General features: G+C 60.8%; 28 protein-coding genes. 18 read left to right on the top strand and 10 right to left on the bottom strand.

Annotated elements, in window-relative coordinates:
• The first annotated feature begins 1 nt into the window (after position 1).
• Complete coding sequence (locus ABK249_RS09635; RefSeq protein WP_348862724.1) at positions 2 to 412, top strand: DUF3597 domain-containing protein; 411 nt, start codon at positions 2 to 4, stop codon at positions 410 to 412.
• A gap of 232 nt (positions 413 to 644) precedes the next feature.
• The gene (locus ABK249_RS09630) at positions 645 to 1,871 is read left to right on the top strand and encodes a PQQ-dependent sugar dehydrogenase (RefSeq protein ID WP_348862723.1); all 1,227 of its coding nucleotides are present in this window, start codon (positions 645 to 647) and stop codon (positions 1,869 to 1,871) included.
• A 34-nt stretch (positions 1,872 to 1,905) separates the two neighbouring features.
• Here ABK249_RS09630 and ABK249_RS09625 read toward each other — a convergent pair whose 3' ends face one another.
• The 3 genes from ABK249_RS09625 to ABK249_RS09615 all read right to left on the bottom strand — a co-directional run bounded on the left by ABK249_RS09625 (position 1,906) and on the right by ABK249_RS09615 (position 3,871).
• Positions 1,906 to 2,298: a type II toxin-antitoxin system VapC family toxin gene (locus ABK249_RS09625; protein WP_348862722.1), complete on the bottom strand. Its 393-nt coding sequence runs from the start codon at positions 2,296 to 2,298 to the stop codon at positions 1,906 to 1,908.
• Positions 2,295 to 2,567 (bottom strand): type II toxin-antitoxin system Phd/YefM family antitoxin, encoded by a 273-nt coding sequence (locus tag ABK249_RS09620; RefSeq protein ID WP_037147984.1) that lies wholly within the window; start codon positions 2,565 to 2,567, stop codon positions 2,295 to 2,297. The genes ABK249_RS09625 and ABK249_RS09620 overlap by 4 nt, the downstream gene beginning before the upstream one ends.
• Before the next feature lie 101 nt (positions 2,568 to 2,668).
• Entirely contained in the window at positions 2,669 to 3,871 is a 1,203-nt protein-coding gene (locus tag ABK249_RS09615) for a pyridoxal phosphate-dependent aminotransferase (RefSeq protein ID WP_227703227.1), read from the bottom strand.
• Positions 3,872 to 4,081: 210 nt separating this feature from the next.
• On the opposite strand from ABK249_RS09615, the gene ABK249_RS09610 reads away from it, so the two are divergent.
• The 3 genes from ABK249_RS09610 to ABK249_RS09600 all read left to right on the top strand — a co-directional run bounded on the left by ABK249_RS09610 (position 4,082) and on the right by ABK249_RS09600 (position 5,769).
• On the top strand, positions 4,082 to 5,023 hold the full coding sequence (locus ABK249_RS09610) for an EAL domain-containing protein (RefSeq protein ID WP_348862721.1): 942 nt from the start codon (positions 4,082 to 4,084) through the stop codon (positions 5,021 to 5,023).
• A gap of 71 nt (positions 5,024 to 5,094) precedes the next feature.
• Positions 5,095 to 5,367 carry a hypothetical protein gene (locus ABK249_RS09605; RefSeq protein ID WP_348862720.1) on the top strand — a complete coding sequence of 91 codons (273 nt, stop codon included), beginning with the start codon at positions 5,095 to 5,097 and terminating at the stop codon, positions 5,365 to 5,367.
• Positions 5,368 to 5,553: 186 nt separating this feature from the next.
• Positions 5,554 to 5,769, top strand: a complete 216-nt coding sequence (locus ABK249_RS09600; RefSeq protein WP_003494703.1) for a cold-shock protein — start codon at positions 5,554 to 5,556, stop codon at positions 5,767 to 5,769.
• Between the two features lie 79 nt (positions 5,770 to 5,848).
• Here the strand turns inward: ABK249_RS09600 and ABK249_RS09595 are convergent, their stop codons facing one another.
• Together ABK249_RS09595 and ABK249_RS09590 are read right to left on the bottom strand one after the other, a co-directional pair.
• A complete protein-coding gene (locus tag ABK249_RS09595; RefSeq protein ID WP_348862716.1) occupies positions 5,849 to 6,496 on the bottom strand; it encodes an MBL fold metallo-hydrolase in 648 nt (215 codons plus the stop codon).
• 173 nt (positions 6,497 to 6,669) lie between these two features.
• Complete coding sequence (locus tag ABK249_RS09590; RefSeq protein WP_037147989.1) at positions 6,670 to 6,873, bottom strand: hypothetical protein; 204 nt, start codon at positions 6,871 to 6,873, stop codon at positions 6,670 to 6,672.
• A 167-nt stretch (positions 6,874 to 7,040) separates the two neighbouring features.
• Between ABK249_RS09590 and ABK249_RS09585 the strand changes: the two genes are divergently transcribed.
• The 5 genes from ABK249_RS09585 (at position 7,041) to ABK249_RS09565 (ending at position 11,112) form a co-directional block, all read left to right on the top strand.
• On the top strand, positions 7,041 to 7,670 hold the full coding sequence (locus ABK249_RS09585; protein WP_227703231.1) for a DUF1236 domain-containing protein: 630 nt from the start codon (positions 7,041 to 7,043) through the stop codon (positions 7,668 to 7,670).
• 228 nt (positions 7,671 to 7,898) lie between these two features.
• Entirely contained in the window at positions 7,899 to 8,375 is a 477-nt protein-coding gene (locus ABK249_RS09580; protein WP_348862773.1) for a MarR family winged helix-turn-helix transcriptional regulator, read from the top strand.
• A 36-nt stretch (positions 8,376 to 8,411) separates the two neighbouring features.
• Positions 8,412 to 9,110 carry a response regulator transcription factor gene (locus tag ABK249_RS09575; RefSeq protein ID WP_348862715.1) on the top strand — a complete coding sequence of 233 codons (699 nt, stop codon included), beginning with the start codon at positions 8,412 to 8,414 and terminating at the stop codon, positions 9,108 to 9,110.
• A 27-nt stretch (positions 9,111 to 9,137) separates the two neighbouring features.
• On the top strand, positions 9,138 to 10,517 hold the full coding sequence (locus ABK249_RS09570) for an ATP-binding protein (protein WP_348862714.1): 1,380 nt from the start codon (positions 9,138 to 9,140) through the stop codon (positions 10,515 to 10,517).
• A 13-nt stretch (positions 10,518 to 10,530) separates the two neighbouring features.
• Entirely contained in the window at positions 10,531 to 11,112 is a 582-nt protein-coding gene (locus tag ABK249_RS09565; protein WP_348862712.1) for a DUF1349 domain-containing protein, read from the top strand.
• A gap of 23 nt (positions 11,113 to 11,135) precedes the next feature.
• On the opposite strand, the gene ABK249_RS09560 is transcribed toward ABK249_RS09565, so the two are convergent.
• The 5 genes from ABK249_RS09560 to ABK249_RS09540 form a co-directional block, all read right to left on the bottom strand.
• A complete protein-coding gene (locus ABK249_RS09560) occupies positions 11,136 to 11,477 on the bottom strand; it encodes a tRNA-binding protein (RefSeq protein WP_037147995.1) in 342 nt (113 codons plus the stop codon).
• A gap of 11 nt (positions 11,478 to 11,488) precedes the next feature.
• On the bottom strand, positions 11,489 to 12,307 hold the full coding sequence (gene proC, locus ABK249_RS09555; protein ID WP_227703236.1) for a pyrroline-5-carboxylate reductase: 819 nt from the start codon (positions 12,305 to 12,307) through the stop codon (positions 11,489 to 11,491).
• Positions 12,307 to 12,807 (bottom strand): type III secretion system chaperone family protein, encoded by a 501-nt coding sequence (locus tag ABK249_RS09550; protein WP_037147997.1) that lies wholly within the window; start codon positions 12,805 to 12,807, stop codon positions 12,307 to 12,309. Before ABK249_RS09550 ends, proC begins: the two co-directional genes overlap by 1 nt.
• 330 nt (positions 12,808 to 13,137) lie before the next feature.
• Positions 13,138 to 13,938, bottom strand: coding sequence for a hypothetical protein (locus tag ABK249_RS09545; RefSeq protein WP_348862711.1), 801 nt, complete (start codon positions 13,936 to 13,938; stop codon positions 13,138 to 13,140).
• 34 nt (positions 13,939 to 13,972) lie between these two features.
• The gene (locus tag ABK249_RS09540; RefSeq protein WP_210052843.1) at positions 13,973 to 14,227 is read right to left on the bottom strand and encodes an accessory factor UbiK family protein; all 255 of its coding nucleotides are present in this window, start codon (positions 14,225 to 14,227) and stop codon (positions 13,973 to 13,975) included.
• A gap of 230 nt (positions 14,228 to 14,457) precedes the next feature.
• Here ABK249_RS09540 and lgt point away from each other — a divergent pair, with 230 nt between their 5' ends.
• From lgt to ABK249_RS09500, 8 genes are all read left to right on the top strand, one after another.
• Positions 14,458 to 15,285 (top strand): prolipoprotein diacylglyceryl transferase, encoded by an 828-nt coding sequence (gene lgt / locus ABK249_RS09535; RefSeq protein WP_415926432.1) that lies wholly within the window; start codon positions 14,458 to 14,460, stop codon positions 15,283 to 15,285.
• Positions 15,286 to 15,302: 17 nt separating this feature from the next.
• Positions 15,303 to 16,403, top strand: a complete 1,101-nt coding sequence (locus tag ABK249_RS09530) for a class I SAM-dependent methyltransferase (protein WP_227703240.1) — start codon at positions 15,303 to 15,305, stop codon at positions 16,401 to 16,403.
• A 102-nt stretch (positions 16,404 to 16,505) separates the two neighbouring features.
• Positions 16,506 to 17,300, top strand: coding sequence for a peptidoglycan editing factor PgeF (gene pgeF / locus ABK249_RS09525; RefSeq protein ID WP_227703241.1), 795 nt, complete (start codon positions 16,506 to 16,508; stop codon positions 17,298 to 17,300).
• Between the two features lies 1 nt (position 17,301).
• Positions 17,302 to 18,453, top strand: coding sequence for a M24 family metallopeptidase (locus tag ABK249_RS09520; protein ID WP_348862709.1), 1,152 nt, complete (start codon positions 17,302 to 17,304; stop codon positions 18,451 to 18,453).
• A gap of 84 nt (positions 18,454 to 18,537) precedes the next feature.
• Positions 18,538 to 19,299 (top strand): hypothetical protein, encoded by a 762-nt coding sequence (locus ABK249_RS09515; protein WP_348862708.1) that lies wholly within the window; start codon positions 18,538 to 18,540, stop codon positions 19,297 to 19,299.
• 139 nt (positions 19,300 to 19,438) lie between these two features.
• Complete coding sequence (locus ABK249_RS09510; RefSeq protein WP_037148006.1) at positions 19,439 to 20,371, top strand: ribose-phosphate pyrophosphokinase; 933 nt, start codon at positions 19,439 to 19,441, stop codon at positions 20,369 to 20,371.
• Between the two features lie 61 nt (positions 20,372 to 20,432).
• Positions 20,433 to 20,936, top strand: coding sequence for a Kazal-type serine protease inhibitor family protein (locus tag ABK249_RS09505; RefSeq protein WP_415926430.1), 504 nt, complete (start codon positions 20,433 to 20,435; stop codon positions 20,934 to 20,936).
• Between the two features lie 114 nt (positions 20,937 to 21,050).
• Positions 21,051 to 21,308 carry a hypothetical protein gene (locus ABK249_RS09500; protein WP_037148011.1) on the top strand — a complete coding sequence of 86 codons (258 nt, stop codon included), beginning with the start codon at positions 21,051 to 21,053 and terminating at the stop codon, positions 21,306 to 21,308.
• Positions 21,309 to 21,333 lie beyond the last annotated feature (25 nt).

The following is a 21,333-nucleotide window of genomic DNA, read 5'->3' as shown; positions in this document are numbered from 1 at the left end:
CATGGGTATTTTCGACAAGATCAAGAATGCTATTTTCGGACGGGCGGAAGCGGCTGAGACTGCAGCGCCCGCCACCTCCGCCCCGACTGCGGCGCAATTGGCTCCGGCAGCTACGCAGGCAGCACCGGCGGCCCCTGCTCCCTCCACCTCGACGCCGGTGGACGTCACGCCCGTTCTGGACGCCGCCGTCAAGAAAAGCGGCCAGAAGCTCGACTGGCGCAAATCGATCGTCGACCTGATGAAGGCACTTGATCTTGATTCCAGCCTTTCCGCCCGCAAGGAACTGGCGGACGAATTGGGATATGCCGGGGCGAAGGACGGCTCGGCCGAAATGAACATGTGGCTCCACAAGGCCCTGATGAAGAAACTTTCCGAGAACGGCGGCAAGGTTCCTGCCGACCTTCTCGACTGAGTTTCCGGGACAACGATCAGACGAAAGGCCCGCCGCATTGGCGGGCTTTTTTGCTTGTGAAGGGGCAAGCGAAGAGCTCGACAGGAGCCAGATAAAATTATCTTGAATGGGGCGTGTGCGATCATTCCGGGTAGACGCCCTAGATGAAGGTGTCGTTCGACACGCGTTCGCCGCATGCGGAGTGTCGGTTCTGGCTTCGCGGCGAACGCCGCCTCATTGAAGGGAGTTTACGATGAAACGCCTCAGCCTTCTCCTGACCGGTTCGGCTCTCTCCGCAGCGTTGATCGCGGCGCCGGCCTTTGCCCAGACGACCGGCCAGCCTGTGGAAACCAAACGCCCCAATGCTCCCGACCAGCGGCCCGCCTTTGCCGGCCAGACGCGCGCGCCGCAACCCGCGCAGATGCCGAAGATCGCGCCTGAGGTCGTTGCGGAAGACCTGCCGCATCTCTGGGCCATGGAATTCCTGCCCGATGGCCGCATGCTGGTAACCGCCAAGCAAGGCGCCATGCACATCATCTCGGAAGAAGGCGAAGCCGGGCCGGCGATCGATGGTGTTCCCGATGTCCTTTCCGGCGGCCAGGGTGGATTGCTGGATGTCGCGCTCGCGCCCGATTTCGCCACCTCCGGCATGATCTTCTTCTCCTTTTCTGAGGAGCGGGAAGACGGCAACGGTACATCGGTCGCCTCGGCAAGGCTGGTTCCGGGCGATAACGGCGGCGGCAAACTGGAAAACGTCAATGTCATCTTCCGTCAGATGCCGAGCTACGACGGCAACAAGCATTTCGGCTCGCGCCTCGTTTTTGGCCCGAACGACGAGCTTTACGTCACCGTCGGCGAGCGCTCCGATCCCGAACCGCGCGTCCAGGCGCAGGATCTTTCAAGCGGTCTCGGCAAGGTCTTCCGCATCGACAGGAGTGGCAAGGCCCTGCCGGACAACCCCTTCGTCAACCGCGAGGGCGTACAGCCGGAAATCTGGTCCTACGGTCACCGGAACCTGCAGTCGGCCACGCTCGACGGTCAGGGCCGCCTCTGGACGGTCGAGCATGGCCCCCGTGGCGGCGACGAGTTGAACCGGCCGGAAGCCGGCAGGAATTACGGCTGGCCGGAGGTCACCTACGGCATCGATTACAGCGGCGCTCCGATCGGCGAAGGCATCACCGCCATGAGGGAAACGGAACAGCCGGTCTACTATTGGGATCCGGTCATCGCGCCATCCGGCATGGCCTATTACGATGCTGATCTTATCCCGGAATGGAAAGGCGCATTCCTGATCGGCGGGCTCGTTGCACAGGGCGTTGTCGTTGTCCACATGGATGACGACAAGGTCGCCTACGAGGAGCGCGTGCCGCTCCAGGCCCGCATCCGCGATGTCAAGGTCGGTCCAGACGGCGCAGTCTACGCGGTCACCGAACGGCGCGGCGGCGGTGGATCGACGATCCTCCGGCTGACCAAGAGCTGATAGGCCTACAAGGTACTCTCCCGCGCCGCCTCCGCTAGAATTTGAACGCGAGGCGGTGCCCGACGAGTGCTCGGTCTATCGTCACGAGCTGCAATCCTTCGATCTGGCATTGCGCCAATAGCAGCCGGTCGAAGGGATCGCGCGTTTCGGGTTCCGGCTCGGCGGCGGTGATGACGTGCGGAATGCCGATGGGCAGAATGGTGAGACCTCCGCCTTCCAGAACGATCTGCATGTCCTCAAGCGGCACGCCAGGATCGAGCTTTCCGAGGCGCGACTTGATCGCGATCTCCCAAAGGCTGGCGACACTGACGAAACCGGAGAAATCCGCGGCGCTGATGAGCTTGCTTATGTTTGGGAACCGTTGACGCGTGTCGGCACGCAAAATAGCTAGAATGATATGCGTGTCGAGAAGACACGGCTTGGTCAAGGCAACGGCCTCAGTAGGAAATCTTCCGGCAGCGGATCGTCGAAATCATCCGAAATATATGGGACGGGATTGGTAATGCCCCGAGCACGAAGATGAGCCTGGATCGCATCCAAATCAATCCCGCCTTTCTTCTTCGGCAGCTCTTGATGCGGCACGAGGTCGAACACCGGCTTGCCGTCGCGCGTCACGATGACGGTCTCGCCTTGCTCCACATCCTGGGCAAGTTCGTCGAGACGGCTCTGAGCTTCGCGAATAGAGACGGTTTTCATACGAGAAATGTATGTTCGGCTGCGCCTATCGTCAACAGAAGCCTTCGAATGCAAAACCCGCCGTCGCCGGCGGGTCTGGTCGTTAAAATGTGGCCGCGGCTTTACTTGCAGGCAGCACAGAAGCGCTGGATGCGCATGCAGGCTTCCTCGAGCAGGGTTTCCGAAGTTGCATAGGAGATGCGGAAATTCGGGCCGAGACCGAAGGCGGAGCCGTGAACGACGGCAACTCCTTCCGATTCCAGAAGCTCGGTGACGAAATCCTCGTCCGTTTCCATAACCTTGCCGCTCGGCGCGGTCTTGCCGATAAGGCCCGCACAGGACGGATAGACGTAGAAGGCGCCTTCCGGAACCGGGCAGGAGATACCGGATGCCTGGTTCAGCATGGAAACGACGAGGTCGCGCCGCCCCTGGAAGATCTTCTTGTTCTTCTCGATGAAGTCCTGCGGGCCGTTGAGCGCCTCGACGGCAGCCCACTGCGAGATCGAAGAGGTGCCGGAGGTCTGCTGGCTCTGGATCGCATCCATGGCCTTGATCAGTTCCTTCGGGCCGGCCGCGTAGCCGATACGCCATCCGGTCATGGCATAGGCCTTCGATACGCCGTTCATGGTCAGCGTGCGATCGTAAAGCCTGGGCTCGACCTGAACCGGCGTCGCGAACTTGAAATCGTCGAAGGTCAGGTGCTCATACATGTCGTCCGTCAGGATCCAGACGTTCGGATATTTGACGAGGACGTCCGTCAGGGCCTTCAGTTCGTCATGCGAATAGGCGGCACCAGACGGGTTCGACGGCGAGTTGAAGATGAGCCACTTGGTCTTCGGCGTGATCGCGGCTTCGAGGTCAGCCGCCGTCAGCTTGAAATTGTTTTCCTGCTTGGTGGAAACGAAGACATTCGTTCCGCCAAAAAGGGCGACCATTTCCGGATAGGAAACCCAATAGGGCGCCGGGATGATGACTTCATCGCCGGGGTTAACCGTCGCCATCAGCGCGTTGAAAAGAATCTGCTTTCCGCCCGTCCCGACGATTACCTGCGAGGCATCGTAGTCGAGATCGTTTTCACGCTTGAACTTCCTGGCGATAGCCTCGCGCAGAGCCGGGATGCCGGATACCGGCGTGTATTTGGTCTCGCCGCGGTTGATGGCATCGATTGCCGCCTGTTTGATATTGTCCGGCGTGTCGAAATCCGGCTCGCCCGCCCCCAGGCTGATGACATTGCGACCCTTGGCTTGCAACTCGCGCGCCTTCTGGGCGACGGCGATGGTAGCGGAGGGCTTCATGCGGGAGAGAGCGTCGGCGAGAAAGGCCATGATCTGGGTCCTGAGGAGCTGTTGAACAAGGGCGGGATCGCGCGAGGAGACCGCCGCTAAGCTCTATGTCTAAACTACGACGCCGTTTCAAGCGGAAAGCTTGAATATGAGCCATCAAAGACGCTGATAAAACCTTCTAAATCTTCTTTACAGCCGCGTAACCCTTCGCTGCTACAACCATCGGGATCAGCAACGAAAAGTCCGACAAGCATGACGCCGAGAAGCATTTTCGCCAATCTGGTGCGCAGCGAAAGCGGGGCCTTTTCCACCGGCTACGGTCCCTTCACGCTGCAATCCGCCCTGCAGCCGATTTTCCGCTCGAACGGCACTGGTCTGGAGATAGAAGCATTCGAAGGTCTTGTGCGCGTTTCGCGCCATGACGAGCCGGTCTCGCCGGGCGAATTCTTTCGCCTCGTTTCGTCCACCGATATAGCCGATATCGACAGCATCCTGCGCACCATCCACATCCTCAACACCGGGCGGCTCAATCGTTCACGGACGGGGATATTCGTCAAGTTTCATCCCGGCCTCTTCCGTGCGCCGCAGGAAATGCGCCAGGAGGTTGAGCGCATCAAACTCGCCGGCCATGAGGCAGGTCTTGGACCCGCTCGGATCGTCTGCGAGATCTCGGAAAAGTTCGGTGTGGCCGACGACATCGTCGCTTCCTTCATCGAACACATGCGGGCGATAGGTTTCCGCGTTGCGATCGATGATTACGGCGCGGGCGATTCCGATCTTGCCCGGCTGAAGCGCGTCAAACCGGACTACGTGAAGTTCGACGCCTCCTGGGTCCGTGACTTCCTCGACAATTCCGCCGGCTATGCGCTCCTGCGCGTCATCGTCCGGCAGATGCTGGACGAAGGCATCGAGCCGATTTTCGAGGCGCTCGAAGAGGTCTGGCAGGTCGATCTGTGCGAGGAGCTCGGCGTTCCGCTGATGCAGGGTTATGCGCTCGCCCGGCCGGAACTTGCACCGACAACCTTCAATGAGACCTTCCCGGAAAGCCTTGCGGATTTTGCCGGCGCACCGGCGCCTCGCAATGAAGATGCGCCGTCGGTCGATCACCCTGCGCCGTCGCCCACTCCCGTTTCCCGACCCGCATTGGCAAGACACGCACGCACTTTCGGCCGGCGGCAATCCGCAACGGAATGAAACGGTCCGAAAATACACGGGATTCCTGAAACTCATGCCGTCTGCCGGCTGAAATCCGGCATAAAACCGTCTTGACAGGCGCTCTGCGTGCCGACCGGAAAAAAATCTTCCTTTCTCCTGGTTGGCTCAAAAACGGCGCAGGCGCCTGTCAAGAAAGCATTGCCGACGATGATTTCCTCCTCCGGATGTCAACAAAAGGCCGCAACCCAGTGTTCTCAGTCATCTTTGCCGATGTCAGCTTTCTCCTCATCGAACCGGTTCAAAAAACTTTTTCTTGCCAATTTCTGATAAACACAGCACTCTGTGCAAGTTCGGGCAATTTACGAGCATGGGAAGACCTATAATGATGCGCTCCGAAGGCGCGAAGACTTCGGGCGGTAGGCTGGGGGCAGAGATATTCAAAGCTATTCCTGCCGGTCACCGCGGTAAAGACAGGGACCCTTTCTTAAAGCTGCCTGCCGCCGCCCTTCGGGGCAACACTGTTATGCTGTCCGCCGCTGAACACGGACAGAGAGAAAAGGACCTGCTGCATGGCCGAAACTGGCACTGTAAAATTCTTCAATACCGACAAGGGCTTCGGCTTCATCAAGCCTGATAATGGTGGCGCCGATATCTTTGTTCATATCTCTGCCGTACAGGCGTCCGGCCTGTCCGGATTGTCGGAAAACCAGAAGGTGAGCTTCGACACGGAACCGGATCGTCGCGGCAAAGGCCCCAAGGCCGTCAACCTGCAGATCGCTGGTTAAGCCTAGGAGGCTTTCTATTCGAGTTGAAGCCCGGCAGGTTTGCCGGGTTTTTTTCTTTGTAATCCTTGGCGGAGACCTCTCAGAGGCCGCGCAGGAAGGGGTTGTTGCGCCGCTCGTCGCCGATCCGGCTACCGGGACCATGACCGCAAATGAAGCCGACATCATCGCCGAGTGGCAGGACTTTGTCGCGGATCGACGCAAGCAGCGTCTCGTGATCCCCGCCCGGCAGATCGGTGCGCCCGATCGAACCGTTGAACAGCACGTCGCCGAGATGTGCGAATTTCTGTTTGCGGTTGTAGTAGATCACATGCCCCGGAGCATGGCCGGGACAGTGAAAAACCTCGAATACATGATCTCCGAACGAAACCGTGTCGCCCTCGTTGAGCCAGCGGTCGGGCACAAGGTTGCGCACCGCCATCTTCACCCCGAATTTTTCGGCCTGGGTCTCCAGCTTCTGCAGCAGGGGAAGATCCGCCTCATGCGGCCCGATCACCGGGATACCCAGCACCTCGCGCAATTCGTCAGCGCCGCCTGCATGGTCGATATGACCATGCGTGAGCCAGATTTCCCTGAGCGTTATCCCGTTTTCACTCACGACCTGAAGGATCGTAGGCACATCGCCACCCGGATCGATGACCACGCCTTCCCTGGTTTCGTCATCGAAGAGGATCGTGCAATTTTGCTGGAATGGCGTAACCGGGATGATGCCGGCCTGTAACTTGCCCATGATGCCTCGGCTTGAAGCGCGTCGCTTGATAGTGGGAACCGATCCCGGGACAGCGACATGCGGAAAACAGGAAGACGAAGCGCGCTGCATGAATCCGTTTAGATGTAACCCGCTTCAAGCGATAATGTCAGCGGGGATATAGCGGCAAACGGAAGACATTTCAGCCAAAAAAATCAATTGTCAGCGACGGCCGCAAAACGCGCGTCGACAGAGACCGGCGGAGCAAGCGACACGGTCGCAAGCAGGAAAGCACATACTACGATCTTGAGGGCAAAGACGGTCACCAGAACACCCCTGAGCGGATTGACCGGTGCGGTCGTTTCCATCTTGATGGGCGGAAGAGCGGAAAAAGTCCGGGCTGTCGGCTGAATGGTCATGGGCTTCTCTCCAGTGTCTGTGGCTGGATCAATGGACATCGCGCTCAAAAGTTCCGGACGTTCTCCTATCGTGGCCGACCGGCCACAGCTTGAAGGATCCGTTTGGTCTGGCGGAACCCAGCGGGACATATGGGGGTTTCCCTCCAATCAACGTGAGGAGAAACTCCATGACGAGTTGGTTGAAATTTCCCAAGTGGACGTGGTTGGGGCTTGGCGCCGCTCTTTCGGCCCTCGCCTTGCCCGCCCAGGCCCAGATGGCCACGACCACCGCATCGGACATCGTCGTCCGCTCCGGTCCCGGCCAGGATTACCCCGAGATCGGACTTGCCACCCGCGGCAGCCCGGCGACGATGGATGGCTGCCTCGAAGGCAGCAACTGGTGCCGTATCGAGGTCAACGGCATGCGCGGCTGGGTATTCGCCGAATACCTGACCATCCGCCATAACGGCACACCGGTTGTGGTCCAGGACTATCGGACCCGTTACGAGGTGCCGGCCGTGACCTATGAGACGACGGCAAGCGTTCCGCCTGCTCCGGTTCCCGGACCTGGCGACATCATGCTTGGCCCGGTCGGCGAGGTGGACGTGATCGATCCGCCGGATACCGTCATCAGCTATATCGAACAGCATCCGGTCGACCCGATCCGCGTCCGCGATGAAGTGGTCGTTGGGGCGACACTGCCGCCCGATGTTATCATCCGCGAAGTGCCCGACTATGACTACGACTATGTGGTCGTCAACGACCGGCCCGTTCTGGTCGATCCGGGCACTCGCCGTATCGTGCATATCTACGAATGATCGATATCGCGGAGGGCGCCGCCCGGCTGGCGCCCTCCGCCCCCCGAGCATGCCATCCGATCCGTCCTTCAAGAAATGCTGTTGATTGTTCAAGCTGTTCGCGCTTTATGACGAACGAGCGTCTACAGTGCTTGAGTGTTGAAAGAGCTTCGGCCATCGCATGGAACCATGACGGGAAAGGAAACGGGAGTGTCGCGCGCATCGACGGGAAAAGCCGTCAGGAAGGTCATGCCGCCGATGCCGGTGGTTGACGAAGCCCAGATCGACTTCGAGACCATCGAGTTGCTTTTCTTCGCCTATCGCGACTTCGTATCCGACCCGGATGCGATCCTTGCCAAGATCGGCATGGGCCGCGCCCATCACCGCGTCGTCTATTTTGTCTGCCGCCAGCCGGGCATGATGGTGACTGACCTTCTCGATACGCTGCAGATCACCAAGCAGAGCCTTGCGCGCGTCCTCAAACAACTGATCGAATCCGGCTATATTCGCCAGATGGCGGGGGCCAAGGACAGGCGGCAGAGGCGGCTCTACCCGACGCTTGCCGGACGCGAACTGGCGCTCGCCCTTTCCGAGCCGCAATCGCGCCGTATCGCTCGCGCGATGGAGGATTTCACGCCCGAGATGCGGACCGCGGTCAAGGAATTCCTGCGCCGCATGCGTGGGCGAGACGAGAATCTCGAACCCATCGAAAACGAGCTGGATTAGGTTGAGGACTGATAACCCTCAGTTGGGACTGGACCGATGACGAAAACGCCTCCTTCCGACGACGCACCCCACCTTCTCGTGGTCGACGACGATACCCGTATCCGTAATCTCCTTAACCGCTATCTGATGGAACAGGGATTTCGCGTGTCTGTCGCGGGCGACGCGGCGGAGGCTCGCCGCAAGCTTGAAGGCCTGCATTTCGACCTCATCATTCTCGACGTCATGATGCCGGGCGAATCCGGCCTCTCGCTGACGCAGTCTCTTTTTCAGAAGAAGACAACTCCGGTCATTCTGCTGACGGCCCGCGCTGAAATGGAGTCCCGCATCGAGGGACTGGAAGCCGGCGCCGACGACTATCTCTCGAAACCCTTCGATCCCCGCGAACTCGTCCTTCGCATCAACAATATCCTGCGCCGCAGCTCCTCGCCGGAAACGCCGAAGATCGAGCAGGTCATGTTCGGCCCTTTTACTTTCTCCATCCCGCGCAAGGAATTGCGCAGGGCGGCAGAAACCATCCGGCTGACCGACCGCGAGCAGGAGATCATGCTCCTCTTTGCGCTGCGCGCCGGCGACACAATTCCGCGCCACGAATTGATCGGCGACGATGCGGAAGTGGGCGAGCGCACGATCGACGTGCAGATCAACCGTTTGCGGCGTAAGATCGAGGACGATCCGGCCAATCCCGTCTACCTCCAGACGGTGCGCGGCATCGGATACCGGCTGAGCATCGACTAGCCCGATGGGGCACGGATGGAAGGCAGGATGGCACTTTTCGACACCCTGAAGCGCGACATGGACCGGTTCACCCTTCCCGGCTGGCGTCCGCTGACCCGATGGCTGCGACGGCGCCTGCCGACCGGTCTCTACACCCGCTCGCTGCTCATCGTCATCCTGCCCATGCTGCTCCTGCAGACGGTAGTCGCCGCCGTCTTCATGGAACGGCACTGGCGCATGGTCACCGAACGCCTTTCGGAAGGCACCGTCCGGGACATCGCCAGCATTATCGAAGTCATCAAGAGTTATCCGCAGGACAGCAATTACGATGCGATCACCGGCATTGCCGGCAACGCTCTCAATCTCACGATTGCGGTGGAAGAAAACGGCCAGTTGCCGCCGCCACGCCCGCGCCCCTTCTTCTCCCTGCTAGACAACGTGCTTGCCGATCAGATCAATCGCCAGATCCAGATGCCCTTCTGGATCGATACGGTGGGCGACAGCCGGCTCGTCGAGATCCGCGTCAAGTTCGACAGCCGCGTATTGCGGGTCTTTGCCCGCCGCGGCTCCACCTATGCCTCGAACACGCATATCTTCCTGGTCTGGATGATCGGCACTGCCCTGGTGCTGGTGGGCATTTCCATTCTCTTCCTGCGCGGCCAGATCCGGCCGATCCTGAAGCTCGCGCAGGCTGCCGAAAGTTTCGGCAAGGGCCAGAGCACCGAGGGTTTCTCACCGCGCGGCGCCGACGAGATCCGCCGCGCCGGTCTCGCCTTCATCCAGATGCGCGAGCGGATCGAGCGGCAGATGGAGCAACGCACGACCATGCTTGCCGGCATCAGCCATGATCTCCGGACCATCCTGACCCGCTTCCGGCTCCAGTTGGCGCTTGCCGGCGACAAGCCGGAGCTTGCCGGCATGAGCCAGGATGTGGAGGACATGCAGTCGATGCTGGAAGGCTATCTGGCCTTCGCCAAAAGCCAGGCCGAGGAAGATTTCGGCGAACTGCGGCTGAGCGAACTCCTGGGAAAACTGCAGTCGGACTTTGCTTTGCAGGGCAAGACCATGACCTATGAGATCGAGGGGGAGGACGAGATCGCAGTGCGCCCCAATGCCTTCGCCAGGCTCGTCGGAAATCTCGTCTCAAACAGCGAACGCTACGCCGACAATCTGCATGTCGACGCGAGGCATAGCGCCAAATGGCTGACGCTCACCCTCGACGATGACGGCCCCGGCGTTCCGCCCGAAGCCCGCGAAGACGTCTTCAAGCCCTTCTACCGGCTCGACGAGGCGCGCAACCTGAACGCCTCCGGCACGGGCCTGGGTCTCGCCATCGCCCGCGACATCGCCCGTGCCCATGGCGGCAACGTCACACTTGCCGAAAGCCCACAGGGCGGCCTGCGAGCCGTCGTGCGGATACCGGCTTGAACGGGAGAAACGGATGCCGGTCGATCTTTCCGACATGCAATGGCTGAACCCGCCGCCGGAAGTCCGCAAAAACGGCGACCGGCTGATCGCCCGCTCCGGCCCGGAGACCGATTTCTGGCAGGAGACTTATTACGGTTTCCATCATGACAACGGCCATTTTCTCTACCGGCACCGCCTTGGCGATTTCACCGCAGAGACATCCTTCGTGGGGCGCTATGAAGCACTCTACGATCAGGCGGGCCTGATGCTCCGCCATGACGAAAAGCACTGGATGAAATGCGGCATCGAATTCACCGACGGTGCCCGCCATTTCAGCACAGTCGTCACCAACGGTCATTCCGATTGGTCCGCCTTCCGTCTCGATGAGGATTTTGAAGAAATTTTCGTCCGCGTCACCCGCATGGGCGACGCGCTTTTCATCCAATACCGCACGGACAGCCGGCCGGATTGGCGGATGGCGCGGCTGGCCTGGTTTCCGCCGGAATTCGCCGAAATCTCGGTCGGAATGACCTTCTGCTCGCCGAAGCGGGAAGGTTTCGAGGTGGAATTCCGGTCCTTCAGCCTGACCGACGTCAAAAGCCGCGATATTCACTGAAGAGTCGCCGCGCGAAATCCGTCCTACATCAGCCTTTTGCCGTTCGGCACCGGCTGTTCGACGGCGGCAAGCACGATCGCGCCCTTCTCGTCCTCGAAACCGAGGGTCAGCACCTCGGAACGGAACGGGCCGATCTGCCGCGGCGGAAAGTTCACCACGCCGAGCACCTGCCGGCCAACCAGCGTCTCCGGCGTATAATGCACCGTGATCTGCGCCGAGGATTTCTTGACGCCGATTTCGGGGCCAAAATCGATCTTCAGCTTGAACGCCGGCTTGCGGGCTTCCGGAAACGGCTCCGCCTCGATGATCGTTCCGACGCGGATATCGACTTTCTCGAAATCGCCGTAGGTGATCTCTTCTGCCATGACACCTTCGCTCAGCTTCCGAGTTCTTCCGCCCGCTTGCGGGCCGCGGCGATCGCCTTGTCGAACAGCGGCTGCATGCCGTCTTCGGCCATCAGCACTGCAAGCGCTGCCGCCGTCGTGCCGCCCGGCGATGTGACGTTCTGACGAAGTTTCGAAGCGTCTTCGGGGGACTGGTGCAGAAGCTCACCAGCCCCCGAGACAGTCTCCCGCGCAAGCCGCATGGCGAGGTCCGCCGGCAGGCCGGCTTTGCGGCCCGCCTCAGCCATGCACTCCACGAGATAGAACACATAGGCCGGACCGCTGCCAGAAACGGCGGTCACTGCATCGATATCCGCTTCGCTCGACACCCATTCCACGGGCCCGCTGACCTTGAGTAGAGACTGCACCGCCTCTCGCTGGGCATCGCTGACCTTGGGATTGGCATAGGCACCGGTAACGCCGCGGCCGATCATCGCCGGCGTATTCGGCATGGCGCGCACCATCGCCGCATCGCCAAGGTGGCTTTGAAGATAGGACAGTGTCTTGCCGGCAGCGACGGAGACCACGACTGTCCCCGGACCGACAGCCGGCTTCAACGGCGGCAGGACCGCATCCATCAATTGCGGCTTGACTGCAAGGAACAGGATATCGGCCGAAAACCTTTCCGGCAGGGCGGTGAAATGACGCGCGCCGGCATCGGAAATGATCGCCTTCATCGCCTCCGACGGCGACGGATCGACAACCGTGACGGAAGCGCCGGGCACGCCGTTCTTCAGCCAGCCGGAAAGCATCGCGCCGCCCATGTTGCCGGCGCCGATGAGAAGGATCGATCCGAGCTGGACCAAGGTCATCAGGCTTCGCCTACGGTTTCAAACAGAACGGCATCCATGGCCGCTTTCGCTTCCATGCCCGACCATACGACAAACTGGAAGGCCTGATAATAGGCCTCGCAGGCTTCCAGCGCGCTCGACAGCAGCACTTCCACCTGCTGATTGTTCGGCTCCGCACCGCCGGCCAGCAGCAAAGATTGCCGGAAGATGATGACGTCTTCCTGACGCCACAGGTCGAAATGGCCCATCAGCACCTGCCCGTTGATATGCGAGAGCAGGCGAATGACTTCATTGACGCGTATGTCGGGAATCTTGATATCGAAGGCGCAGGCCAGATGCAGTGCCTCGAATTCTTCCATCCAGGAGAAGGAAACGTGGTAGTCGGCCCAGCGCCCTTCCACGGTCATGGCGATTTCATCTTCGCCCGACCGTTCGAACGTCCAGTCGTTCGAGGCTGCGACGAACTCGATCATGTCGACCGGATTCGACTGACGTTCGATTTCCAATTCCATAAGGCTCATGCGGCACCTTCTTGACCGGGATGATTGCGGATTCGTGCGAAAACGCCAAAACACGCGAACAATGACCGGGAACAACACGTTCGATGATCGCCCGACACCTCCAGAATAACGCAGTCACCCTGTCTGGAGCTTACCAACCCGTTTCGAATCATCGTTTAAAATCAGTGTACCTAGACGGAGTCCGACTGGCAGCCCCTTTCACTCGATTTTACTCAATTCCGCTGGGAAACTTCTTCGCGTCCGGGATCAGAACGGAGTCATAACCGACTCTGGCGACTGACTTTTTTGCCAGTGTCCACAGGGGAGGATTTTTTCAATGGCGAGGTTGGATCAGGTGTCGGAAAGCTCGATCCCCAACGTGTGCTTGAGGTGAGCCCATGTTGCCGCTTCGAACCGCTCGGGCCATTCCACGCCGATCTTCGTCGCCACCCTGCGTGCCCGCGGCAGATACGCGTCCGCATAGGCAAGATTGGCTGAGATGATCGCCTCTTTCGTCGGGGAAGGCAGAGGCAACCTGGCGAGGACCTGCTTTTGCTCCTCGGTGATCAGCCTGTTCAGATGAAGAGCCCCTCCCCGATTGGGAGCGGCTGTCTCTTCTATCAGAAGCTCGATGAGAAGATTCCTGAGATGAAAGATGCCGGTGATCCCGTTCAGATATTCCCCTCTGCCGATCGCGAGCGGCAGCAGCCCGAAAATCCGGATGAATTCCTCGAACTGCCATTTCATGCGCGCCGGATTGGGACCCGTCCCTGATGGAGGCGGCTGCAAGGTTTCCAAAATCCGGCCGTGATCGAACACGACCTTCAACCCGCCGGCGTTTCGCCGGGCCATTTGATCGGGATTGATGATGTCAACGTCAATGCGCAGCCAATCGGCCGTGATGGCGTTGATCAGCGTGGATTTGACCTGCCGGTCCCGCCAGAGGACGATTTCGCCCGTCTTGCCGACAGCTTCGCGCCAGAGGGCGGCGAATTCATCCGTGGGACCATCGCGGGAAACCGCCAGGAAATCGATGTCGCTATATGCGTCCTCGATTCCAGCGCCGTAGCTGCCGCTTAAGAACAGCGCTGTGATCGCCGGTTCGTTTCTGAGGGCGGCAGCGATATCGTTGATGACGGTCGCCTTGTCCATTCCACTGCCCCCGCCCTCATAAACGGTACCGGTCTCATTGGCCCGAAAGCTTCGCCTCCAGCGCCTCGATACGGGCTTTCAAGGCCTCGTTTTCGTCGCGGGCGCGGGCGGCCATTTCGCGGACGGCCTCGAATTCCTCACGCTTGACCACGTCCATATTGTTCAGGAAGCGCTCGGCCTGCGCGTGGAAGGCTGTCTCGAACTCCTTGCGCACGCCTTGCGCGGCTCCCGCGGCATCGGTCATCAGCCGCGCGAAATCGTCGAGAATGCGGTTCGTGCCGGTTGCCATGATCTTACTCCCGTATGTCTGGCCGCCCACTCTAAGAAAGCGCGGCCCGAAAATGTCCATGAAGATGAAGTAGGGCCTGCCGCGACCCGTTGCAAGCGTCATCCACCGCCGGCACGGGCGCTTGCTGAGATTCGCCTTGACCGGCGATGGCCGCAACGCCATGTTCCGCGACGATATGAACAGGTTGAGAACCCGATAACTTGTACGAAGCGCTACATCTTTTCGCCCTGATGCCGTTCCCGAACATCGATCCGGTGGCCTTCTCCATCGGCCCGCTGGCCATCCATTGGTACGGTCTGGCCTATGTCGCCGGCATCCTGCTCGGCTGGCTCTATGCGCGCCGTCTGGCGGCAAACGGCTCGCTCTGGAAGGGTGGTCAGTCTCCGATCACCATTGCCCACCTCGACGACTTCCTGGTCTGGGTCGCTGTCGGCGTCGTGCTCGGCGGCCGCATCGGCTACGTGCTCTTCTACGATTTCGCTGCCGTTTTGCAGAATCCGATTCGGGCAATCGAGATCTGGAACGGTGGCATGTCCTTCCACGGCGGTTTCCTTGGCGCGACGATCGCCATGATCTTCTTTGCCCGCCGCAATGGCATTCCGGTCTGGAGCATGTTCGATACGGTGGCTGCCGTCGTGCCTTTCGGACTCTTCTTCGGCCGCATCGCCAACTTCATCAACGGCGAGCTTTGGGGACGATTGAGCGACATGCCCTGGGCGGTCGTCTTCCCGACCGGAGGGCCGTTCGCGCGCCATCCAAGCCAGCTTTACGAAGCGGGCCTCGAAGGAATCGTGCTCGTTCTGGTGCTGGCGCTGATGATTTTCGGCTTCAAGGCGCTGAAGGCCCCTGGCACGGTCTGCGGCACCTTCGTCGTCGGATATGCTCTCTGCCGTATTTTCGTGGAGTTCTTCCGGGAGCCGGATGCCCAGCTCGGCTACTTGCTCGGCACGAACTGGCTGACGATGGGCATGGTGCTGTCGCTGCCGATGATCGCTGTCGGCCTTTGGGCCGTCGCCCGGGCACGCGCGGCGGCCGCGTCTGCGTCTGCTCAGGTTTGAGGCGGAGGCGCACGGCCGTGAGCACGCCCCTTACAGACAAGATAAAGAACCTCATCCGGGCGAGCGGCCCGATCAGCGTCACCGATTATTTCGCGCTCTGCCTCGCCGATCCGGAATATGGCTATTACCGCAGCCGCGAGCCTTTCGGCCGGCATGGCGATTTCATCACCGCACCGGAGATCAGCCAGCTTTTCGGCGAGATGATCGGCATCTTCGTCGTGCATGCCTGGCAGCGCCATGGCAGCCCGGCAGCCGTCCGGCTGGTCGAGGTCGGGCCCGGCCGCGGCACGATGATGGCCGATATGCTGCGGGTGATCAAACGCATCGCCCCCCTGCTCTTCGAAGGCCTGAATGTTCATCTGGTCGAGACCAGCGAAAGGCTTCGCGGCGTGCAGCGCGTGACGCTGGAGGCCTATTCCACCAAGGTTACCTGGCACGACAGTTTCGAAGATGTGCCGGAAGGTTTTACGCTGATCGCCGCGAATGAACTCTTCGACGCGATCCCGATCCGCCAGTTCGTCAAAACACCGACCGGCTTCCGCGAGCGTCTTGTCGGCCTGAATGCCGACGGTGAACTCACCTTCGCCGCCGGCGTCGCGACGCTCGATCCCGATCTTCTGCCATCGTCAATGGCCTCCGCTCCCGACGGCACGGTCTTCGAACTGGCGCCGGCACGCCAGGCGGTCATGCAGACGCTCTGCGACCGGCTGAAGACGTTTGGCGGAACCGCGCTGATCATCGACTACGGCCATATGGTCACCGGCTTCGGAGACACGCTGCAGGCCGTGCGCAACCACGATTTCGATCCACCGCTCGCCCATCCGGGCGAGGCGGACCTGACGAGCCACGTGGACTTCGAGGATCTGGCCAGGATCGCCCTTTCCATGGGTGTTCACCTGAACGGCGGCTTGCGCCAGGGCGAGTTCCTCTACGGCCTCGGCCTTGCCGAACGCGCCACGGCACTTGCGAAGGACAAGGCGCCATCCGAACAGCGGCTGATTGCCGCCGCGGTCGATCGGCTGGCGGGCGAAGGTGCGGGCAAGATGGGAGAGTTGTTCAAGGTGATCGCAGTTTCCAGCCCGGCCTTGAATTTGATGCCGTTCCGGCCGGTGGATTGACATCCGCCCTTTCCTTGCGCCACTCTCGCCCTAAATCGAAGCAGCGCGCAAGTTTCATCGCTTGCAGAAAACCTCTTGAAATCAACGGGATAGACAACGCCGATGCAGGACAGCCCCTTGCCGACGCCCATCGAGAGCCCCCTGTTGAGCGAGATGGCCGGCAATCGTATCCGCCATGGCTTCTTCACCCGTCAGGGCGGCGTATCCGAAGGACTTTATGCCGGCCTCAATGTCGGCATCGGCTCGAACGATCACCGAGAGAGAGTGATCGAGAACCGTGCGCGGGTCGCCGCCTGGTTCGGTTTGCCGGTCGAGAAGCTTGCAACCGTCCATCAGGTCCACTCACCCGACGTCTTCATCGTCGACGAGACCTATGCCGGCGAGCGGCCGCAGGTGGATGCGATGGTGACGTCGATCCCCGGCGTGGCGCTCGGCGTGCTTTCGGCCGATTGCGGGCCGATCCTGTTTGCCGACGGTGAGAGCGGCGTGATCGGCGCGGCCCATGCCGGCTGGAAGGGTGCGCTTGGCGGCGTGCTTGAAAACACGATCGAAGCGATGGTTTCCCTTGGCGCCATGCGCGACAGGATCACTGCGGTGCTCGGTCCCTCGATCGGCCCGACGAGCTATGAAGTCGGCCCCGAATTCGTCGAGCGCTTCCTCGCCTTCGACCCGGCATACGAAGAATTCTTCATGCCCTCATCGAAGCCGGGACATGCCATGTTCGACCTGCCGTCGCTGACGATCAGGCGGCTGACGGCCGCAGGCGTGCGCGCCGAAAATTTGGGCTTCGATACTTACCCGGATACGGAACGGTTCTTTTCCTATCGCCGCACGACTCACGCCAGAGAGCCGGATTACGGCCGCCAGATTTCAGCCATTGCACTTCGGGAGGATTGATATGGCTCTGCATTTCGAGAGAAGCGAATATGCTGACCGCCTCGCGCGGCTGACGGAGAAGATGCGCGCCGAAAAGCTCGATGCGCTGCTGCTTTTTGCCCAGGAAAGCATGTACTGGCTGACCGGCTACGATACCTTCGGCTACTGCTTCTTTCAGACGCTGGTGGTCAAGGCCGATGGCACGATGACGCTGCTGACCCGCTCGGCCGACCTGCGCCAGGCGCGTCAGACCTCGATCATTGAGAATGTCATCGTCTGGGTCGACCGGGTGAATGCTGATCCGACGCTCGACCTAAAGAACCTGTTGAGCGACATGGATCTGCTCGGCGCGAAGATCGGCGTCGAGTACGACACACACGGGATGACCGGCAGGGTCGCCCGCCTGCTTGACAATCAACTCTCCACATTCGGCCAGATCAGCGATGCCTCCTATCTCGTCAGCGCGCTCAGGCTCGTCAAAAGTCCGGCGGAGGTCGCTTACGCCAGGCGCGCCGCCGAACTTGCGGATGATGCACTCGATGCGGCGCTGCCTCTCATCAGGGCCGGCGGCGACGAGGCGGAAATCCTCGCTGCGATGCAGGGCGCGATCTTCCTGGGCGGCGGTGATTATCCGGCCAACGAATTCATTATCGGGTCGGGCGCCGACGCGCTCCTCTGCCGCTACAAAGCCGGCCGTCGAAAACTCGACGCGACCGACCAATTGACGCTTGAATGGGCCGGTACGGCGGCACATTATCATGCTGCCATGATGCGCACGATCATGGTCGGCGAACCGTCCTTCCGCCACCGGGAGCTTTACAAAGCCTGCCTCGAGACGATCCAGGCCATCGAGGGCGTGCTGCGCCCCGGCCACACGTTCGGCGACGTCTTCGACACGCATGCCCGGATCCTCGACGAGCGCGGGCTCTCACGCCACCGCCTCAATGCCTGCGGCTATTCGCTCGGCGCCCGTTTCTCGCCCTCGTGGATGGAGCACCAGATGTTCCATGTCGGCAACCCGCAGGAGATCCTGCCCGACATGACCCTCTTCGTGCACATGATCATCATGGATTCCGACAGCGGTGCAGCCATGACGCTCGGCCACACCTATCTGACGACGGGTGCCGATCCGCAGCCGCTTTCGCGCCACGGTCTGGACCTTATTTTGCGCTGATTTCCCGCTTTGATCTGGCAATTGACAGGTCCCGAAGGCGACCAATAAGCTTTCGTGACAGGGAATCTTTGACAGGAGGCGGGCATGCAGCTTTTCGGAAGATTATTTTCCGCCACCCTGCTCGCCATAATTCTGTCCTCTTGCAACACGACGGAGGCCCTGACGCCACAGGCGAACGTGGGCACGGGCAATGGCGGGGCTTCGACGCCTGTGACACAGGCCGAGGCGGACCGGATGGCGCGCTCGCAGCAGCCGGAGACCTATAATAATAGTAGCAGCACCTATGCCCAAGGCGGAGCAACGGGACCGCAGAACACGCTGGAAGCCCAGGCTCGCGCTCTGGAATCAGGCAATACGGTATCCCCCTCCTCCTCCGGCCCACCGCCGCAATGGGATGGACAGGGACAGGAGCAGGCGACGCAACAGCCCGCAACGGCTGCTGCACCCCGGCAGGCATCGTTACCGCCCCCGAGTTCCTCCGCCAGCACGATCCGTTTCCTGCCGATCATCGGCGCGCCGGTCCAGGCGGTGACACCGCTTTCGCGTCAGCTCGGCGCCGAGGCGCGCGCCAGCGGGCTTACCATCCGCCCGTCAGGCGATGCCGGCACAGAGAATATCCTGAAGGGCTACTTCTCCGCCTTCGTCGACGGCGGCAAGGTCACCATCGTCTATGTCTGGGATATCCTCGACAATTCCGGCGCGCGGTTGCATCGCATGCAAGGGCAGGAAAGCGTGCCGGCCAAAGGCTCCGATCCATGGGCCGCGGTACCTGCTTCCACCATGGAGGCGATCGCCAGCAAAACCATTCAGGACTATCTGAGCTGGCGGCAATCGCAGAGGGGCTAGGGCCTGAAGCTCTAGTGGCTCCATAAGCAACCGGTCATAGTTTCTTCACAAAAAACCGTGGTGAGGCGCAAAACGCTATTGCATTCGGGGCCGGCGGCGGTAAAAGGCCCGCATCCAGCTTCAAAACAGGCGGACCGCAATGAAGGTTTTCGCAGGCAATTCGAACCGGCACCTCGCCGACGCGATCTGCAGCTATCTCAATGTTCCAGTCGGAAAAGCCAGTGTAAGGCGATTTGCAGACCAGGAAATCTTCGTTGAAATCCAGGAGAATGTACGCGGGGAAGACGTTTTCGTCATCCAGTCCACGTCCTTTCCGACCAACGACCACCTGATGGAACTGCTGATCATGATCGATGCGTTCCGGCGGTCTTCCGCCAAGCGCATCACCGCCGTCCTCCCCTATTTCGGCTATGCCCGCCAGGACCGCAAGGCCGGCCCCCGCACACCGATTTCCGCCAAGCTCGTCGCCAACCTGATCACCGAGGCCGGTGCCGACCGCGTGCTGACGCTCGACCTGCATGCCGGCCAGATCCAGGGCTTCTTCGATATCCCGACCGACAATCTCTTCGCGGTGCCGATCCTCGCCCGCGACGTCAAGGAACACTATGACCTGAACAACGTCATGGTCGTTTCGCCGGATGTCGGCGGCGTCGTGCGCGCCCGTGCGCTCGCCAAGCGTATAGAATGTCAGCTTGCCATCGTCGACAAGCGCCGCGAGCGTGCCGGTGAATCCGAAGTCATGAACGTCATTGGTGACGTCTCCGGCAAGGACTGTCTGCTGATCGACGACATCGTCGATTCCGGCGGCACGCTCTGCAACGCTGCCGAGGCGCTGCTGAAGAACGGCGCCACCAGCGTCACGGCCTATATCACCCATGGCGTGCTGTCGGGCGGCGCGGTTGCCCGTATCGCCGCTTCCAAGCTGCGCGAACTGGTAATCACCGACTCCATCCAGCCGACGACCGCGGTGCAATCGGCTCCCAATATCCGTGTCATCACCACCGCCAGCCTGCTTGGTGAAGCGATCAACCGCACGGCGATGGAATCGTCCGTCTCCAGCCTGTTCGACTGACCTTTTTCGGTAAAACATGTTCCGATAAGCTCCTCGTGCGTACAACGAGGAGTGAGTCGCTATGGTTTCCTTTTCCGGACAATCGAAGAGATTGGCCCTGTTCCTGCTTATTCCCATGCTTTCAGGCTGCGTCGAGGGCGGCCCGGGACCCGGAGGTTATTATCCTCCGCAGCGGCCTCCACGACCCGAGCCGCAACCGCAAATGTGCACAATGGAATATCGGCCGGTCTGCGGCGAGCGCGGCGGGCGCTTTGAAACCTTCGGCAATGCCTGCCAGGCGCGCGGACGCGGCTTCCGTATCGTAAGCTCCGGCGAATGCCGTCGCCAGCCTGGACCGCTTCCTCCGCAGGGCCGTCCGGATCGTCCCGATCGCCCGGATTGGAACCAGCCTGGTCGTCCCGACAGGCCGGATCGTCCCGGAAGGCCTGAACAGTCCGGCTTCTGCACGCGCGAATACCGCCCGGTCTGCGGTCAGCGTGGATCGCGGACGCAGACTTTTCCGAATGCCTGCGAAGCCGCCAATGCCGGATTTGGCGTTGTTGCTTCCGGCGAATGCCGCCGCTGAATGCGGACAAGGAGCAAGTGAAAAATTGATCGGCAAAACGTCGGGACAGCTGTTCCGGCGTTTTGCTTTGCGGCGCGGCTTCGGTTAGTTAAGCGCCTTTCCAAGGAGTTCCGCATGGCCGCACGCGACCGCTATTCCCGAAAACTCGAATGTTCCCAATGCGGCAACACCGGTTTTGCCGAAGTCTCCGAAACGGATGACAAGCGGCAGAGCAATCGCGATTTCCATATCGATGAATTGCCGCTTGGCTTCTCCACGGAGTTCGCGTCCACCGATCCGCGCAAATACATGCTGCGTTGCGGCCAGTGCGGCCACAAGTTCCGCTTCGAGCAGAAAAGCGTCTATGCGCCGGGTGGCGAGCCCCGGCGCTAGGTCGAGTGGCGGGTGCTTTACTGGA

This window comes from Neorhizobium phenanthreniclasticum (genome assembly GCF_040066075.1).
In the GTDB taxonomy this organism is placed as follows: domain Bacteria; phylum Pseudomonadota; class Alphaproteobacteria; order Rhizobiales; family Rhizobiaceae; genus Neorhizobium; species Neorhizobium petrolearium.
This window is presented reverse-complemented; position numbering and strand designations above follow the sequence as displayed.

Bases quoted from the DNA above. Each gene is read 5' to 3' on its own strand.
- ABK249_RS09500 (WP_037148011.1), top strand. From the start codon at position 21,051: ATGGCCGCACGCGACCGCTATTCCCGAAAACTCGAATGTTCCCAATGC.
- ABK249_RS09615 (WP_227703227.1), bottom strand. From the start codon at position 3,871: ATGGCCTTTCTCGCCGACGCTCTCTCCCGCATGAAGCCCTCCGCTACC.
- ABK249_RS09595 (WP_348862716.1), bottom strand. From the start codon at position 6,496: ATGGGCAAGTTACAGGCCGGCATCATCCCGGTTACGCCATTCCAGCAA.
- ABK249_RS09580 (WP_348862773.1), top strand. From the start codon at position 7,899: ATGCCGCCGATGCCGGTGGTTGACGAAGCCCAGATCGACTTCGAGACC.
- ABK249_RS09600 (WP_003494703.1), top strand. From the start codon at position 5,554: ATGGCCGAAACTGGCACTGTAAAATTCTTCAATACCGACAAGGGCTTC.
- ABK249_RS09570 (WP_348862714.1), top strand. From the start codon at position 9,138: ATGGCACTTTTCGACACCCTGAAGCGCGACATGGACCGGTTCACCCTT.
- ABK249_RS09620 (WP_037147984.1), bottom strand. From the start codon at position 2,567: ATGAAAACCGTCTCTATTCGCGAAGCTCAGAGCCGTCTCGACGAACTT.
- ABK249_RS09565 (WP_348862712.1), top strand. From the start codon at position 10,531: ATGCCGGTCGATCTTTCCGACATGCAATGGCTGAACCCGCCGCCGGAA.
- ABK249_RS09585 (WP_227703231.1), top strand. From the start codon at position 7,041: ATGACGAGTTGGTTGAAATTTCCCAAGTGGACGTGGTTGGGGCTTGGC.
- ABK249_RS09515 (WP_348862708.1), top strand. From the start codon at position 18,538: ATGCAGCTTTTCGGAAGATTATTTTCCGCCACCCTGCTCGCCATAATT.
- ABK249_RS09510 (WP_037148006.1), top strand. From the start codon at position 19,439: ATGAAGGTTTTCGCAGGCAATTCGAACCGGCACCTCGCCGACGCGATC.
- ABK249_RS09545 (WP_348862711.1), bottom strand. From the start codon at position 13,938: ATGGACAAGGCGACCGTCATCAACGATATCGCTGCCGCCCTCAGAAAC.
- ABK249_RS09630 (WP_348862723.1), top strand. From the start codon at position 645: ATGAAACGCCTCAGCCTTCTCCTGACCGGTTCGGCTCTCTCCGCAGCG.
- ABK249_RS09560 (WP_037147995.1), bottom strand. From the start codon at position 11,477: ATGGCAGAAGAGATCACCTACGGCGATTTCGAGAAAGTCGATATCCGC.
- ABK249_RS09540 (WP_210052843.1), bottom strand. From the start codon at position 14,227: ATGGCAACCGGCACGAACCGCATTCTCGACGATTTCGCGCGGCTGATG.
- ABK249_RS09635 (WP_348862724.1), top strand. From the start codon at position 2: ATGGGTATTTTCGACAAGATCAAGAATGCTATTTTCGGACGGGCGGAA.
- pgeF (WP_227703241.1), top strand. From the start codon at position 16,506: ATGCAGGACAGCCCCTTGCCGACGCCCATCGAGAGCCCCCTGTTGAGC.
- proC (WP_227703236.1), bottom strand. From the start codon at position 12,307: ATGACCTTGGTCCAGCTCGGATCGATCCTTCTCATCGGCGCCGGCAAC.
- ABK249_RS09610 (WP_348862721.1), top strand. From the start codon at position 4,082: ATGACGCCGAGAAGCATTTTCGCCAATCTGGTGCGCAGCGAAAGCGGG.
- ABK249_RS09520 (WP_348862709.1), top strand. From the start codon at position 17,302: ATGGCTCTGCATTTCGAGAGAAGCGAATATGCTGACCGCCTCGCGCGG.
- ABK249_RS09550 (WP_037147997.1), bottom strand. From the start codon at position 12,807: ATGAGCCTTATGGAATTGGAAATCGAACGTCAGTCGAATCCGGTCGAC.
- ABK249_RS09590 (WP_037147989.1), bottom strand. From the start codon at position 6,873: ATGACCATTCAGCCGACAGCCCGGACTTTTTCCGCTCTTCCGCCCATC.
- ABK249_RS09575 (WP_348862715.1), top strand. From the start codon at position 8,412: ATGACGAAAACGCCTCCTTCCGACGACGCACCCCACCTTCTCGTGGTC.
- lgt (WP_415926432.1), top strand. From the start codon at position 14,458: ATGCCGTTCCCGAACATCGATCCGGTGGCCTTCTCCATCGGCCCGCTG.
- ABK249_RS09505 (WP_415926430.1), top strand. From the start codon at position 20,433: ATGGTTTCCTTTTCCGGACAATCGAAGAGATTGGCCCTGTTCCTGCTT.